The sequence below is a fragment of the Enterobacter sp. 61D5 genome (assembly GCF_034107965.1).
Taxonomy (GTDB): Bacteria; Pseudomonadota; Gammaproteobacteria; order Enterobacterales; family Enterobacteriaceae; genus Enterobacter; species Enterobacter cloacae_M.
Window position 1 is genome coordinate 40,397 of record NZ_JAWNFK010000012.1, and the last position, 13,901, is coordinate 54,297.

The window sequence follows — 13,901 nt, forward strand, 5'->3', positions numbered from 1 at the left end:
TTCCCCTTCGGGCGTAGCTGGATTACTCTTTCAGCCACCTCAAACTCAGGGATTGCTTTGCAGGAGATCTATGACCGTACGCGTAGCGATTAATGGCTTCGGTCGCATCGGACGTAATGTGGTTCGTGCTTTATATGAATCCGGACGTCGGGCGGAAATAACCGTGGTGGCAATCAATGAACTGGCGGATGCTACGGGCATGGCGCATTTGTTGAAATATGACACCAGCCACGGACGCTTTGCCTGGGACGTACGCCAGGAAAGAGATCGACTTTTTGTTGGTGACGACGCTATTCGCGTGCTGCATGAGAACAGCATCTCAGGGCTACCCTGGCGTGAACTGGGTGTGGATGTGGTGCTTGACTGTACCGGCGTGTACGGTAACCGCGAACATGGCGAAGCGCATCTTGCTGCAGGCGCGAAAAAAGTCCTGTTTTCTCATCCCGGCAGTAACGACCTCGACGCGACCGTCGTGTTTGGCGTCAACCAGCATGAGCTGCAGGCCGAACACCGCATTGTTTCCAACGCCTCCTGTACCACTAACTGCATTATTCCGGTCATCAAACTGTTAGACGATGCGTATGGCATTGAATCCGGCACCGTGACCACGATTCACTCCGCCATGCACGATCAGCAGGTTATCGACGCCTACCATCCGGATTTACGACGCACTCGCGCAGCGAGCCAGTCAATCATTCCGGTGGACACGAAACTGGCGGCAGGGATCACCCGAATTTTTCCGCAGTTTAATGACCGATTTGAAGCTATTGCCGTGCGTGTCCCGACGATTAACGTCACCGCAATCGATCTTAGCGTGACGGTGAAAAAACCGGTAAAAGCCTGTGAAGTCAACCTGTTGCTGCAAAAAGCGGCACAGGGGGCATTTCATGGTATAGTTGACTATACGGAATTACCGTTGGTCTCAGTAGATTTTAACCACGACCCGCACAGCGCCATCGTCGATGGCACGCAAACGAGAGTCAGTGGCGCACACCTTATCAAGACGCTGGTCTGGTGTGATAACGAATGGGGCTTTGCTAACCGAATGCTCGACACCACGTTAGCAATGGCCGCTCAAGGTTTCAGGTAAGACGCATTGTGCGTCTGCAAAACTTTAAGAATCAACGAGAGGATTCACCATGTCTGTAATTAAGATGACCGATCTGGATCTGGCTGGTAAACGCGTTTTCATCCGTGCCGATCTGAACGTACCGGTTAAAGATGGCAAAGTGACCAGCGACGCGCGCATCCGTGCATCTCTGCCAACCATCGAACTGGCTCTGAAGCAGGGCGCGAAAGTGATGGTCACCTCCCACCTGGGTCGTCCAACTGAAGGCGAGTACAACGAAGAGTTCTCTCTGCTGCCAGTGGTTAATTACCTGAAAGACAAACTGTCCAACCCAGTTCGCCTGGTGAAAGATTACCTGGACGGCGTTGAAGTTGCAGCCGGTGAACTGGTTGTTCTGGAAAACGTTCGCTTCAACAAAGGCGAAAAGAAAGACGACGAAACCCTGTCCAAAAAATACGCTGCACTGTGCGACGTGTTCGTGATGGATGCATTCGGTACGGCTCACCGTGCTCAGGCGTCAACCCACGGTATCGGTAAATTCGCAGACGTAGCGTGTGCCGGTCCTCTGCTGGCTGACGAACTGGAAGCGCTGGGTAAAGCACTGAAAGAACCTGCTCGTCCAATGGTGGCTATCGTTGGTGGTTCTAAAGTTTCTACCAAACTGACCGTTCTGGATTCCCTGTCTAAAATCGCTGACCAGCTGATCGTTGGCGGTGGTATCGCGAACACCTTCGTTGCCGCTCAGGGCCACAACGTGGGTAAATCCCTGTACGAAGCAGACTTGGTTGACGAAGCCAAACGCCTGCTGAGCACCTGCGATATCCCGGTTCCAACTGACGTTCGCGTCGCGACCGAGTTCTCCGAAACCGCAACCGCGACCCTGAAATCTGTAAACGACATCAAAGATGAAGAGCAGATTCTGGACCTGGGCGACGTTTCTGCACAGAAACTCGCTGAAATCCTCAAAAACGCGAAAACTATCCTGTGGAACGGTCCTGTTGGCGTGTTCGAATTCCCGAACTTCCGCAAAGGTACTGAAATCGTTGCTAACGCTATCGCAGACAGCGAAGCGTTCTCTATCGCAGGCGGTGGTGACACCCTGGCAGCAATCGACCTGTTCGGTATCGCTGACAAGATCTCCTACATCTCCACTGGTGGCGGCGCATTCCTCGAATTCGTGGAAGGCAAAGTACTGCCAGCAGTAGCAATGCTCGAAGAGCGCGCTAAGAAGTAAGCCATTCAAGGGCAGGGAAACCTGCCCAATTTTCAGCGCGCTTTTAAGAGCTCGCACCTTTTCTAACGGCCGAAGATACAGGACTAAGCAACATGTCTAAAATTTTTGATTTCGTAAAACCTGGCGTTATCACTGGTGATGACGTACAGAAAGTGTTCCAGGTAGCTAAAGAAAACAACTTCGCTCTGCCAGCAGTTAACTGCGTGGGTACCGACTCCATCAACGCCGTACTGGAAACTGCCGCTAAAGTTAAAGCGCCAGTTATCGTTCAGTTCTCTAACGGCGGCGCTGCGTTCATCGCAGGTAAAGGCGTGAAAACTGACATTCCTCAGGGTGCTGCAATCCTGGGCGCTATCTCCGGTGCGCACCACGTACACCAGATGGCTGAACACTACGGTGTTCCAGTTATCCTGCACACTGACCACTGCGCGAAGAAACTGCTGCCGTGGATCGACGGTCTGCTGGACGCGGGTGAAAAACACTTCGCGGCTACCGGTAAGCCACTGTTCTCTTCTCACATGATCGACCTGTCTGAAGAGTCACTGCACGAAAACATCGAAATCTGCTCCAAATACCTGGCGCGCATGGCCAAAATGGACATGACTCTGGAAATCGAACTGGGTTGCACCGGTGGTGAAGAAGACGGCGTGGACAACAGCCACATGGACGCTTCTGCACTGTACACCCAGCCAGAAGACGTTGATTACGCTTACACCGAGCTGAGCAAAATCAGCCCACGCTTCACCATCGCAGCGTCCTTCGGTAACGTACACGGCGTTTACAAACCAGGTAACGTGGTTCTGACCCCGACTATCCTGCGTGATTCTCAGGAATACGTTTCTAAGAAACACAACCTGCCGCACAACAGCCTGAACTTCGTCTTCCACGGCGGTTCCGGTTCTTCTGCTCAGGAAATCAAAGACTCCGTAAGCTACGGCGTAGTGAAAATGAACATCGATACCGACACCCAGTGGGCAACATGGGACGGTATTCTGCAGTACTACAAAACCAACAAAGCTTACCTGCAGGGTCAGCTGGGCAACCCGAAAGGCGAAGACCAGCCGAACAAGAAATACTACGATCCACGCGTATGGCTGCGCGCTGCCCAGACTTCTATGATTACTCGTCTGGAGCAGGCATTCAAAGAACTGAACGCTGTAGACGTTCTGTAATTTGAGCTGCTAACAGCATCAGAAGGCCCGCAAATGCGGGCCTTTTTTATGCTTTTTCAATACCCTGTCAGGCCGGTTTTTGTGATCTGTTTGGCAATACTTGCGCTTTTTGTTTACCCTTTACGGACCTGCCTGTCTCCATGGGGGATGGATTTTGTGTTTTGGTTTAACAAAAGGAAGAATAAATGGAACAACTCGATGTTGTAGACAGCATCAACAACGCCGGTAACTGGCTGGTGCGCAACCAGGCGCTGCTGCTGAGCTATGCCGTGAACATCGTCGCGGCGATTGCCATCATCATCGTCGGGATGATCGTGGCGCGTATCGTATCGAACGCGGTTAACCGCGTAATGCTGGCCCGTCACATTGACGCCACGGTGGCTGACTTCCTCTCCGCACTGGTGCGCTACGGCATTATCGCCTTTACGCTGATTGCGGCGCTGGGCCGTGTGGGCGTGCAGACTGCCTCCGTCATTGCCGTTCTCGGTGCCGCCGGTCTGGCTATTGGTCTGGCGCTGCAGGGCTCGCTGTCAAACCTGGCGGCAGGCGTTCTGCTGGTCACCTTCCGTCCGTTCCGCTCCGGCGAATACGTTGACCTTGGCGGCATTGCCGGAACCGTGCTGCAGGTGCAGATTTTCTCAACGACCATGCGTACTGTCGATGGCCGCATCGTGGTCGTGCCGAACGGGAAAATCATCGCGGGCAACATCATTAACTTCTCCCGTGAACCAGTGCGTCGTAACGAACTGATTATCAGCGTGGCGTACGACTCCGATATCGATCAGGTGAAGTCGCTGATTAGTAACATCATTGCTTCAGACGATCGCATTCTGAAAGACAAAGAGCAGACGGTTCGCCTGAACGAGCTGGGCGCGTCCTCGATTAACTTCGTGGTGCGTATCTGGAGCAAAAGCAGCGATCTGCAAAACGTGTACTGGGACGTGCTGGAACGCATTAAGCGCGACTTCGATGCCAACGGCATCAGCTTCCCGTACCCTCAGATGGACGTAAACGTCAAAAAAGTCAAAGAAGCCGAATAACTTCTCCCGCAGGCCCGGTAAGCGCTAGCGCCACCGGGCTTTATTTTTATAAGCGCTGCTAATCCCCAATTAATATTATCAATTTCCTCTAATGTAATTCGCGCAGTATAGTCTCCTTCCAGAACAACACTGTGAGAATTTCGTTATGTTATCTTATTATTTTCAAGGGCTTGCCTTAGGTGCGGCCATGATCCTTCCCCTTGGCCCGCAAAATGCATTCGTAATGAACCAGGGCATCCGGCGCCAGTATCATCTGATGATTGCCCTGCTGTGCGCGGTAAGCGATTTACTGCTGATCTGTGCCGGAATTTTTGGCGGCAGCGCATTGCTCATGCAGTCACCGTGGCTGCTGGCGCTGGTCACCTGGGGCGGCGTGGCGTTTCTGCTCTGGTACGGTTTTGGTGCCCTGAAAACCGCGATGAGCACCAACCTCGAACTGGCGAGCGCGGAAGTCATGAAGCAGGGCCGCTGGAAGATTATCGTCACCATGCTGGCGGTCACCTGGCTTAACCCGCATGTTTATCTCGACACCTTCGTGGTGCTGGGCAGCCTGGGCGGGCAGCTGGACGTTGAGCCGAAACGCTGGTTTGCGCTGGGTACGGTTAGCGCCTCTTTCCTCTGGTTCTTCGGTCTCGCCATTCTGGCTGCATGGCTGGCGCCTCGTCTGCGTACGGCCAAAGCCCAGCGCATCATCAACACTCTGGTAGGGCTGGTGATGTGGTTTATTGCCTTTCAGCTGGCAAAAGAGGGAATTCACCACGTTCAGGAATTGTTCAACTAATCCTTGTCTTATGGACAACTGAACAAGACCCGCTAAGCTTGCTGGCATGCGCCCTGTTAATGGGCACTCTTCGCAACATGGAGGAATAACAGTGAAGTTTAAGGTGATGGCCCTGGCGGCATTAGTAAGTTTAGGTGCGGTGTCGGTGCAGGCAAGTGAACTGCCGGATGGCCCGCACATCGTCACTTCAGGCACCGCAAGCGTGGACGCGGTACCCGATGTCGCAACGCTGGCAATTGAAGTCAATGTGTCTGCGAAAGATGCGGCATCTGCCAAGAAGCAGGCTGACGATCGTGTTGCGCAATACCTCTCTTTCCTTGAGCAGAACGGTGTCGGTAAAAAAGATATCAACTCCGCGAACCTGCGTACTCAACCCGATTATGACTACCAGAATGGTAAAAGCATCCTGAAAGGCTACCGTGCCGTGCGTACCGTCGAAGTGACCGTGCGTCAGCTGGATAAGCTTAACTCGCTGCTGGATGGCGCGCTGAAGGCGGGACTGAATGAAATTCGGTCCGTGTCGCTGGGCGTTGCGCAACCGGAAAAATACAAAGACGAAGCGCGTAAAGCGGCGATTGATGATGCCATTCACCAGGCGGAACAGCTGGCTTCTGGCTTTAAGAGCAAGCTCGGCCCGGTTTACAGCGTGCGTTACCACGTCTCTAACTACCAGCCAAGCCCAATGGTACGGATGATGAAGGCTGATGCAGCCCCGGTGTCTGCTCAGGAAACATACGAGCAGCCAACCATTCAGTTTGACGATCAGGTGGATGTGGTGTTCCAGCTGGAGCCAACTCAAACTCAGAAAACTGAGGCGGCTAAGGCACAGTAATTTGCCCTCACCCTAACCCTCTCCCGCAGGGAGAGGGAGTTTAAGCGATTAATCCTGTCTCAATACCTTGTGCCCGTACGCCAACAGCGCGTCGGTGACGTTGCGCATCATGCGGCTTTCCGGCGCAAAACGGTGCCAGTAGAGCATCCGGCGCTGATACAGCCCCGGCGTCAGGTCAATCAGCTCACCGCTTTTCAACTCTTTCTCAATCTGCAGATGCGGGATCATGCAGCAGGTGGTGCCCTGACGCGCAAGCTGCACAAAGGCTTCAGACGAGTTGACGATATGGCACGGTACGCTGCCCGGCGGCAGATCGAAGTTTTGCTGCAGGAACGCCTGATGCATATCGTCCAGATGGTCGAACGCCACGGCAGGGGCTTTCAGCAGCGCGGCGCGGGTGACGCCGTTCGGGAAGTAGCGCTCGGCAAAGGCTTTTGAACCCACAAACAGGTAGTCCAGCGCGCCCAGTTGATCGACAAGACAGCTTGGCAAGGCCTGAGGCTGGATACTGACTGCCCCAACCACTTCACCGCGACGCAGGCGTTCCTGGGTACGGGTTTCATCCTCAACCTGTAAATTCAGGCGGATAGGGGAATCCGCTAATACCGGAGCAAGGGCCGGCAGCAGCCAGGTTGCGAGACTGTCGGCGTTGACCGCCAGAGAGAGCAGCAGCGGCGTAGAGCCCGTTTGTTCGTCACCCAGCCACTCATCTTCCAGCAGTTCAACCTGGCGCAGCAGGGCGAGAAGCTTTTGCCCTTGCTCGGTTGGACGTGGCGGCACGGTGCGCACCAGCAGCGGCTGGCCGAACATGTTTTCAAGCTGTTTGATACGCTGTGATACGGCGGACTGGGTGATGCAAAGCTTTTGCGCCGCGCGCTCAAAACCGCGTTCACGAATAACTGCATCAAGTGCCTGTAGTGTTCTGTAGTCCGGACGTTTCATTGCTCTGGCTGGCTCCTTAATTTTGCTTATTCTGCACTATGACACAATTTTCCCTTCGTGGCAGACGAATTCCATTCGACGTGTTCTATAATGCGCCCTGAGTTTTCACACCACAGGCAAAACGATCATGACGCAGGATGAACTGAAAAAAGCAGTAGGATGGGCCGCTCTCCAGTACGTGCAGCCGGGTACCATTGTCGGTGTCGGTACGGGATCAACCGCGGCACACTTTATCGATGCACTGGGCACGATGAAGGGGCAAATCGAGGGCGCGGTTTCCAGCTCTGATGCTTCCACGGAAAAGCTGAAAAGCCTCGGCATTACCGTTTTCGATCTCAACGAAGTGGATCGTCTGGGGATTTACGTTGATGGCGCGGATGAGATCAACGGCCACATGCAGATGATCAAAGGCGGCGGCGCGGCGCTGACGCGCGAGAAGATCATCGCCTCCGTTGCGGACAACTTTATCTGCATCGCGGACGCCTCCAAGCAGGTCGACATTCTGGGTAATTTCCCGCTGCCGGTCGAAGTGATCCCAATGGCCCGTAGCGCGGTTGCCCGTCAGCTGGTGAAGCTGGGCGGTCGTCCGGAATATCGTCAGGGCGTAGTCACCGATAACGGTAACGTGATCCTCGACGTTCACGGTCTGGAAATCCTCGACGCGATTGCGCTGGAAAATGCCATCAACGCTATCCCAGGCGTAGTGACCGTAGGGCTATTCGCCAACCGTGGCGCGGATGTGGCGCTGATTGGCACCGCTGACGGCGTGAAAACCATCGTAAAATGATCTGACGGGGGGAGTCCTCCCCCCGCTAAAAAATTTTTGAAAAGCTAAATTCGGTGACTTGTGTCACATTTTCCCGCCTCTTTTGCCGATCCTGCCGCGTTTGTAAATTTCCATAGCATTTTCCTCTGACATTTTGCTCTGTATGACTTTTCTTCAGAGTGCCGACGCAAACGTTCATATTGCTGCAATAGTTTTTTTTGATATGTTGGCTACAGCGGATTCATATCCAGCACAACATCAGTTCAGACAAAAACAGGGTCGGGTAAATGGCAAAGGTATCACTGGAGAAAGACAAGATTAAATTCCTGCTGGTCGAGGGCGTGCATCAAAAAGCAATCGATAGCCTTCGTGCGGCAGGTTACACCAACATCGAATTTCACAAAGGCGCGCTCGATACCGAAGAGCTGAAAGCGTCCATCCGTGATGCCCACTTCATTGGCCTGCGATCCCGTACTCACCTGACTGAAGAGGTTATTGCCGCGGCGGAAAAGCTGGTGGCTATCGGCTGCTTCTGCATCGGTACCAACCAGGTTGACCTGAATGCTGCCGCCAAACGCGGTATTCCCGTTTTCAACGCCCCGTTCTCCAACACCCGTTCCGTAGCGGAGCTGGTGATCGGCGAACTGCTGCTGCTGCTGCGCGGCATTCCAGAAGCGAACGCCAAGGCGCACCGCGGCGTGTGGAACAAGCTGGCGTCCGGCTCTTTCGAAGCGCGTGGTAAAAAGCTGGGGATTATCGGCTACGGCCACATCGGTACGCAGCTCGGTATTCTGGCGGAATCCCTGGGCATGCACGTGTTTTTCTACGATATCGAAAGCAAGCTGCCGCTGGGCAATGCGACCCAGGTTCAACACCTGTCTGACCTGCTGAACATGAGCGACGTGGTGAGCTTGCACGTGCCGGAAAATGCGTCCACCAAAAACATGATGGGCGCGGAAGAGCTGGCGCTGATGAAGCCGGGCTCACTGCTGATTAACGCCGCGCGCGGCACGGTTGTCGATATCCCGGCCCTGGCGGATGCGCTGAAGCGTAAGCACCTGGCGGGCGCGGCCATCGACGTCTTCCCGACGGAGCCTGCGACCAACAGCGATCCGTTTACCTCTCCGCTGTGCGAGTTCGACAACGTGATCCTGACGCCGCACATCGGCGGCTCTACCCAGGAAGCGCAGGAGAATATCGGTCTGGAAGTGGCGGGTAAGCTGAGCAAATATTCCGACAACGGTTCAACGCTCTCTGCCGTGAACTTCCCGGAAGTGTCTCTGCCGCTGCACGGTGGTCGTCGTCTGCTGCACATCCACGAAAACCGTCCAGGCGTGCTGACCGCGATCAACCAGATCTTTGCCGAGCAGGGCGTCAACATTGCCGCGCAGTATCTGCAGACGAACTCGCAGATGGGCTACGTGGTTATTGATATCGAAGCGGATGACGATGTGGCCGAGAAAGCGCTGCAGAGCATGAAGGCGATTCAGGGGACAATTCGCGCGCGTCTGCTGTACTGATAGTGCGGTTTGTGGTGTCGGGTGGCGGCTGCGCCTTACCCGACCTACGCTGAGCATTTGTAGGCCGGGTAAGCGTAAGCGCCACCCGGCTTTATTCTACCAGACCCAGATTTTGCTGGGCGTCACCACTGCCGGCAACGGCACATCCCATTTCTCCACCGGCAACGCCTCCACGCCCTGACAATCATGCGCATAGCCCACCGGCTGCAACCCGTACTGCTGCCAGTTTTGCAGCGTCCGGTCATAAAAACCGCCGCCCATCCCTAAACGCTGGCCCTGTTCATCAAACGCCACCAGCGGTGTAATCAATACATCCAGCTGTGACAGCGGGAGCACGTCGCGCACATCGAGTTTCGGTTCGGTGATTTTAAGGCGATTCACCACCAGTTCGCTGTGCGGGTGGTAGTGCAGAAACAGCAAATTACCTTCGCTGAACGGGTGCAGCACCGGCAGATAGACCTTCTTCCCGGCGCGCCAGAGCTGTTCTATCAGCGGTTGGGTATCCAGCTCTCCATCAAATGACAGAAACAGCGCAACGGTGTGCGCCATCACGACAGGGGGATACGCCATCATACGGGCGGCAGCCTGCTGGGCAAAATGCGCTTGCTGATCGGCTGTTAACGCACGGCGGCGCTGACGAATTAACTGACGGATGTCCTGGCGTGAAGCAGAAACTTCAGGGAGTTGGGTCATGGTAGTCGGTAGAAGAAAAGAGAGGGAATCTCCGAGATGCCGCCGCAGGCTGTAACCCTTGAACCCTTGGTTCAAGGTGAATGTGTCGTCATAGTTTTAAGGCTTCTCGGACGGACCGAGCATGCTCACCAACCATGGAGCGCCACATTCTTGTGGTATGAAATATCGGCTCAGGGGACTGGCCCGCTTGCGAACATCTCAGAGAAATTTTGTCTTCTCAGTTACTCTACCATAGTCAACTGAGAAGTGTTATTCAAACTTTGGTCCCGGTCTTTCGGGATTGCGACCTTGATCAAGCAATGCCTGTTCTATGGTCTGCTGGAGCATTTTAATGCGCTGCTCCATGCTTGCCGCGTAGTCGCGGGTCTTCGCTTTTTCCTGAGTCAGTTCATAGCTGATGTTCAACGCGGCGATGAAAACCAGCTGCTCAGTATTTGTGACTCTAGTGCGTTCTTTTAGATCTTGCAACCGCTGATTCAAATCGTCCGCTGCCTGATTCAAAGCATCCCTTTGTTCAGGCGGACAATTCACTCGCAGTGAACGGCCAAAAATCTGGAGATCGACGGGTTGTGCAGACATGCCACCTTCCTGCTGATTGACTGCGCTGCCTTCGCTTACTGCCCCGGGGGCTGCGAAGGGGCGACACTATAGCTACCCTGATGTGAAGATACAAGCCCTTTTCTGGTATCACCAGGGTCCAAAGTGGTAGCATATCATGAAACTTCCCCCCTTTGATGACGAATGCTCATGTCTATACAGAACGAAATGCCTGGTTACAAGGATTTAAACCAGTTACTGAACCAGCAGGGAATCGGTTTAACCCCTGCCGAAATGCACGGTCTGATCAGTGGCATGCTGTGCGGCGGAAACAGCGACAGCTCATGGCAGCCGCTGATCCACGACCTCACGAATGAAGGGCTGGCGTTTGGTCACGAGCTGGCGGAAGCGCTGCGTAAAATGCACGCCGCAACCAGCGATTCGCTGGAAGACGATGGCTTCCTTTTTCAGCTTTATCTGCCTGAAGGCGACGACGTCAGCGTGTTCGATCGCGCCGATGCGCTGGCCGGCTGGGTAAACCACTATCTGCTGGGGCTGGGCGTGACGCAGCCTAAACTGGATAAAGTGACCGGCGAAGCGGGTGAGGCGATCGACGACCTGCGTAACATTGCCCAGCTCGGCTACGATGAAGACGAAGACCAGGAAGAGCTGGAAATGTCTCTTGAAGAGATTATCGAGTACGTGCGCGTGGCGGCTCTGCTGTGCCACGACAACTTCACGCGCTCACAGCCGACCGCGCCGGAAGTCCGCAAGCCAACCTTACATTAAGAAAAATAACGCACAGGAGGGTGTCATGGTTATCTCGAGTCAAGAGTATTCGCGCCGCCGTCAGGCGCTGCTGGCAACAATGCAGCCGGGCAGCGCCGCGCTGATTTTTGCTGCGCCCGAAGTCACGCGCAGCGCCGACAGCGAATATCCCTATCGCCAGAGCAGCGATTTCTGGTACTTCACCGGCTTTAACGAGCCGGAAGCGGTGCTGGTGCTGATTAAGAGCAATGACACCCACAACCACAGCGTGATTTTCAACCGCGTGCGCGATCTGACAGCCGAAATCTGGTTTGGCCGCCGCTTAGGCCAGGAGGCCGCACCGGCGAAGCTGGGCGTTGACCGCGCGCTGGCGTTTAGCGAAATCAACCAGCAGCTCTATCAGCTGCTTAACGGCCTCGACGTGCTCTATCACGCGCAGGGCGAATATGCCTACGCCGATGAGATTGTTTTCACCGCGCTGGATAAGCTGCGCAAAGGCTCGCGCCAGAATCTGTCCGCGCCGGCCACGCTGACGGACTGGCGTCCGGTGGTGCATGAGATGCGCCTGTTCAAGTCAGAAGAAGAACTAAATTTGATGCGTCGTGCGGGCGAAATCAGCGCCCTGGCGCACACCCGCGCCATGGAAAAGTGCCGTCCCGGGATGTTCGAATACCAGCTGGAAGGCGAAATTCATCACGAATTTAACCGCCACGGCGCGCGTTATCCCTCCTACAACACTATTGTTGGCGGCGGAGAAAACGGCTGCATTCTGCACTACACCGAAAACGAAAGCGCGCTGCGCGACGGCGATCTGGTGCTGATTGACGCCGGTTGCGAATACCAAGGCTACGCGGGGGACATCACTCGTACTTTCCCGGTGAACGGTAAATTCTCACCGGCACAGCGCGCCATTTACGACATCGTTCTCGAGTCGCTTGAGACGGCGCTCAGGCTGTATCGTCCCGGTACCTCCATGCAGGAAGTGACCGGCGCAGTGGTGCGCATCATGATTACCGGCCTGGTCAGGCTCGGGATCCTGAAAGGAGAGGTCGACATCCTGATCGCTGAAAATGCGCATCGACCGTATTTCATGCACGGCCTGAGCCACTGGCTGGGGCTGGATGTACATGACGTTGGCGCGTACGGCACGGACCGTTCGCGCGTGCTGGAGCCGGGCATGGTGTTAACCGTGGAGCCAGGCCTGTATATCGCGCCGGATGCCGACGTGCCTGAAGAGTACCGCGGGATTGGCATTCGTATTGAAGATGACATCGTCATTACCGAAACCGGTAACGAAAACCTGACCGCGAGCGTCGTGAAAAACGCTGACGATATCGAGGCGCTGATGGCAGCGGCACGCGCATGAGCGTGATTATCGTTGGCGGCGGCATGACCGGGGCCACGCTGGCGCTGGCCATTTCGCATTTGACGAAGGGGCAGCTTGCGGTGCACCTGGTGGAAGCCGTCGCGCCGCAGGCAAAGAATCATCCCGGTTTTGATTCCCGCGCCATTGCCCTGGCGCAGGGTACCTGTCAGCAGCTGTCCCGCATTGGCATCTGGCAGGCCATCGCCGATTGCGCGACGGCAATTAAAACCGTTCACGTAAGCGATCGCGGCCATGCTGGCTTTGTCACGCTGGACGCGCAGGATTACCGCATTGACGCGCTGGGTCAGGTTGTTGAGCTGCACGACGTCGGATTGCGTCTGTTCCGCCTGCTCCAGGATGCGCCGGGCGTCACGCTGCATTGTCCGGCGCGCGTGGCCGGCGTGAGCCGCAGTGAGGCGTCGGTCAGCGTAACGCTGGAAAACGGCATCGTGCTTGAAGGCCAGCTTCTGGTCGCCGCGGACGGCTCGCGCTCATCGCTCGGCGCCCAGTGTGGCGTGGAGTGGCGTCAGCAGCCTTACGGGCAGGTTGCGGTCATTGCCAACGTCTCTACCGCAGCTGAACACCGCGGCAGGGCGTTTGAACGCTTTACGCAGCATGGCCCGCTGGCGATGCTGCCGATGTCGGACGGGCGCTGTTCCCTGGTCTGGTGTCACCCTCAGGATAAGGCCGAAGAGGTTAAAGCCTGGTCAGACGAACGTTTTTGTACCGAGCTGCAGAAAGCCTTTGGCTGGCGGCTGGGGCGTATTACCCATGCGGGGAAACGTGCGGTCTACCCGCTTTCGCTGACCGCTGCCTCTCAGTCTATCTCCCATCGTCTGGCGCTTGTCGGTAATGCCGCGCAGACGCTGCACCCCATCGCTGGGCAGGGGTTCAACCTTGGCCTGCGTGATGTCATGAGCCTGGCGGAATCGCTGGCACTGGCATGGAGTGAGCAAAAAGATTGCGGCGCTTATTCGGTGCTAAGCCATTACCAGAAGCGACGTCAGGCCGATAAAGAGGCGACGATTGGCGTTACCGACGGCCTGGTCCATCTCTTTGCCAATCGCTGGGCGCCGCTGGTTGCAGGTCGCAACCTCGGGCTGATGGCGATGGAATTATTCATTCCGGCACGTGACGTGCTGGCGCAGCGGACTCTTGGTTGGGTCGCGCGTTAAGGAGTT

14 protein-coding genes and 1 other RNA gene are annotated in these 13,901 nt (G+C 55.5%); 11 read left to right on the forward strand and 4 right to left on the reverse strand.

The genetic code is table 11. The annotated features are described in order from the left end of the window. The first annotated feature begins 70 nt into the window (after nucleotides 1-70). The 6 genes from epd to UTM25_RS13370 all read left to right on the forward strand — a co-directional run bounded on the left by epd (nucleotide 71) and on the right by UTM25_RS13370 (nucleotide 6,128). Nucleotides 71-1,090, forward strand: coding sequence for an erythrose-4-phosphate dehydrogenase (gene epd, locus UTM25_RS13345; protein ID WP_032660071.1), 1,020 nt, complete (start codon nucleotides 71-73; stop codon nucleotides 1,088-1,090). A 49-nt stretch (nucleotides 1,091-1,139) separates the two neighbouring features. Beyond that, nucleotides 1,140-2,303, forward strand: a complete 1,164-nt coding sequence (gene pgk / locus UTM25_RS13350; protein WP_023333323.1) for a phosphoglycerate kinase — start codon at nucleotides 1,140-1,142, stop codon at nucleotides 2,301-2,303. A 92-nt stretch (nucleotides 2,304-2,395) separates the two neighbouring features. After that, nucleotides 2,396-3,475 carry a class II fructose-bisphosphate aldolase gene (fbaA, locus tag UTM25_RS13355; protein WP_320714866.1) on the forward strand — a complete coding sequence of 360 codons (1,080 nt, stop codon included), beginning with the start codon at nucleotides 2,396-2,398 and terminating at the stop codon, nucleotides 3,473-3,475. Nucleotides 3,476-3,660: 185 nt separating this feature from the next. After that, the gene (gene mscS, locus UTM25_RS13360; RefSeq protein ID WP_024906566.1) at nucleotides 3,661-4,515 is read left to right on the forward strand and encodes a small-conductance mechanosensitive channel MscS; all 855 of its coding nucleotides are present in this window, start codon (nucleotides 3,661-3,663) and stop codon (nucleotides 4,513-4,515) included. 145 nt (nucleotides 4,516-4,660) lie between these two features. Then, nucleotides 4,661-5,296: an arginine exporter ArgO gene (argO, locus tag UTM25_RS13365; RefSeq protein ID WP_029739215.1), complete on the forward strand. Its 636-nt coding sequence runs from the start codon at nucleotides 4,661-4,663 to the stop codon at nucleotides 5,294-5,296. A gap of 91 nt (nucleotides 5,297-5,387) precedes the next feature. Further along, nucleotides 5,388-6,128, forward strand: a complete 741-nt coding sequence (locus UTM25_RS13370; RefSeq protein ID WP_194401874.1) for an oxidative stress defense protein — start codon at nucleotides 5,388-5,390, stop codon at nucleotides 6,126-6,128. A 48-nt stretch (nucleotides 6,129-6,176) separates the two neighbouring features. On the opposite strand, the gene argP is transcribed toward UTM25_RS13370, so the two are convergent. Continuing rightward, nucleotides 6,177-7,070, reverse strand: coding sequence for a DNA-binding transcriptional regulator ArgP (gene argP / locus UTM25_RS13375; protein WP_008499727.1), 894 nt, complete (start codon nucleotides 7,068-7,070; stop codon nucleotides 6,177-6,179). 127 nt (nucleotides 7,071-7,197) lie between these two features. Here argP and rpiA point away from each other — a divergent pair, with 127 nt between their 5' ends. Further along, a complete protein-coding gene (rpiA, locus tag UTM25_RS13380) occupies nucleotides 7,198-7,857 on the forward strand; it encodes a ribose-5-phosphate isomerase RpiA (RefSeq protein WP_194401873.1) in 660 nt (219 codons plus the stop codon). 266 nt (nucleotides 7,858-8,123) lie between these two features. Continuing rightward, nucleotides 8,124-9,356, forward strand: a complete 1,233-nt coding sequence (gene serA / locus UTM25_RS13385) for a phosphoglycerate dehydrogenase (protein WP_023333318.1) — start codon at nucleotides 8,124-8,126, stop codon at nucleotides 9,354-9,356. A gap of 96 nt (nucleotides 9,357-9,452) precedes the next feature. On the opposite strand, the gene UTM25_RS13390 is transcribed toward serA, so the two are convergent. From UTM25_RS13390 to zapA, 3 genes are all read right to left on the reverse strand, one after another. Next, nucleotides 9,453-10,049 (reverse strand): 5-formyltetrahydrofolate cyclo-ligase, encoded by a 597-nt coding sequence (locus UTM25_RS13390; RefSeq protein WP_194401872.1) that lies wholly within the window; start codon nucleotides 10,047-10,049, stop codon nucleotides 9,453-9,455. Between the two features lie 24 nt (nucleotides 10,050-10,073). Then, nucleotides 10,074-10,257, reverse strand: a non-coding RNA gene (ssrS, locus tag UTM25_RS13395) — 6S RNA. 41 nt (nucleotides 10,258-10,298) lie between these two features. Continuing rightward, nucleotides 10,299-10,628 carry a cell division protein ZapA gene (gene zapA, locus UTM25_RS13400; protein WP_006811891.1) on the reverse strand — a complete coding sequence of 110 codons (330 nt, stop codon included), beginning with the start codon at nucleotides 10,626-10,628 and terminating at the stop codon, nucleotides 10,299-10,301. A 168-nt stretch (nucleotides 10,629-10,796) separates the two neighbouring features. Between zapA and UTM25_RS13405 the strand changes: the two genes are divergently transcribed. From UTM25_RS13405 to ubiH, 3 genes are read left to right on the forward strand one after another with little or no spacing between them, the layout of a single operon-like run. Further along, nucleotides 10,797-11,375 carry a YecA family protein gene (locus UTM25_RS13405; RefSeq protein WP_023333316.1) on the forward strand — a complete coding sequence of 193 codons (579 nt, stop codon included), beginning with the start codon at nucleotides 10,797-10,799 and terminating at the stop codon, nucleotides 11,373-11,375. A gap of 31 nt (nucleotides 11,376-11,406) precedes the next feature. Next, nucleotides 11,407-12,720 carry a Xaa-Pro aminopeptidase gene (pepP, locus tag UTM25_RS13410; RefSeq protein ID WP_194401895.1) on the forward strand — a complete coding sequence of 438 codons (1,314 nt, stop codon included), beginning with the start codon at nucleotides 11,407-11,409 and terminating at the stop codon, nucleotides 12,718-12,720. After that, on the forward strand, nucleotides 12,717-13,895 hold the full coding sequence (gene ubiH, locus UTM25_RS13415; RefSeq protein WP_194401871.1) for a 2-octaprenyl-6-methoxyphenyl hydroxylase: 1,179 nt from the start codon (nucleotides 12,717-12,719) through the stop codon (nucleotides 13,893-13,895). Before pepP ends, ubiH begins: the two co-directional genes overlap by 4 nt. Nucleotides 13,896-13,901: the final 6 nt, after the last annotated feature.

Coding starts and splice junctions, on each gene's coding strand:
- epd (WP_032660071.1), top strand. CDS start 71: ATGACCGTACGCGTAGCGATTAATGGCTTCGGTCGCATCGGACGTAAT.
- pgk (WP_023333323.1), top strand. CDS start 1,140: ATGTCTGTAATTAAGATGACCGATCTGGATCTGGCTGGTAAACGCGTT.
- fbaA (WP_320714866.1), top strand. CDS start 2,396: ATGTCTAAAATTTTTGATTTCGTAAAACCTGGCGTTATCACTGGTGAT.
- mscS (WP_024906566.1), top strand. CDS start 3,661: ATGGAACAACTCGATGTTGTAGACAGCATCAACAACGCCGGTAACTGG.
- argO (WP_029739215.1), top strand. CDS start 4,661: ATGTTATCTTATTATTTTCAAGGGCTTGCCTTAGGTGCGGCCATGATC.
- argP (WP_008499727.1), bottom strand. CDS start 7,070: ATGAAACGTCCGGACTACAGAACACTACAGGCACTTGATGCAGTTATT.
- rpiA (WP_194401873.1), top strand. CDS start 7,198: ATGACGCAGGATGAACTGAAAAAAGCAGTAGGATGGGCCGCTCTCCAG.
- serA (WP_023333318.1), top strand. CDS start 8,124: ATGGCAAAGGTATCACTGGAGAAAGACAAGATTAAATTCCTGCTGGTC.
- UTM25_RS13390 (WP_194401872.1), bottom strand. CDS start 10,049: ATGACCCAACTCCCTGAAGTTTCTGCTTCACGCCAGGACATCCGTCAG.
- zapA (WP_006811891.1), bottom strand. CDS start 10,628: ATGTCTGCACAACCCGTCGATCTCCAGATTTTTGGCCGTTCACTGCGA.
- UTM25_RS13405 (WP_023333316.1), top strand. CDS start 10,797: ATGTCTATACAGAACGAAATGCCTGGTTACAAGGATTTAAACCAGTTA.
- ubiH (WP_194401871.1), top strand. CDS start 12,717: ATGAGCGTGATTATCGTTGGCGGCGGCATGACCGGGGCCACGCTGGCG.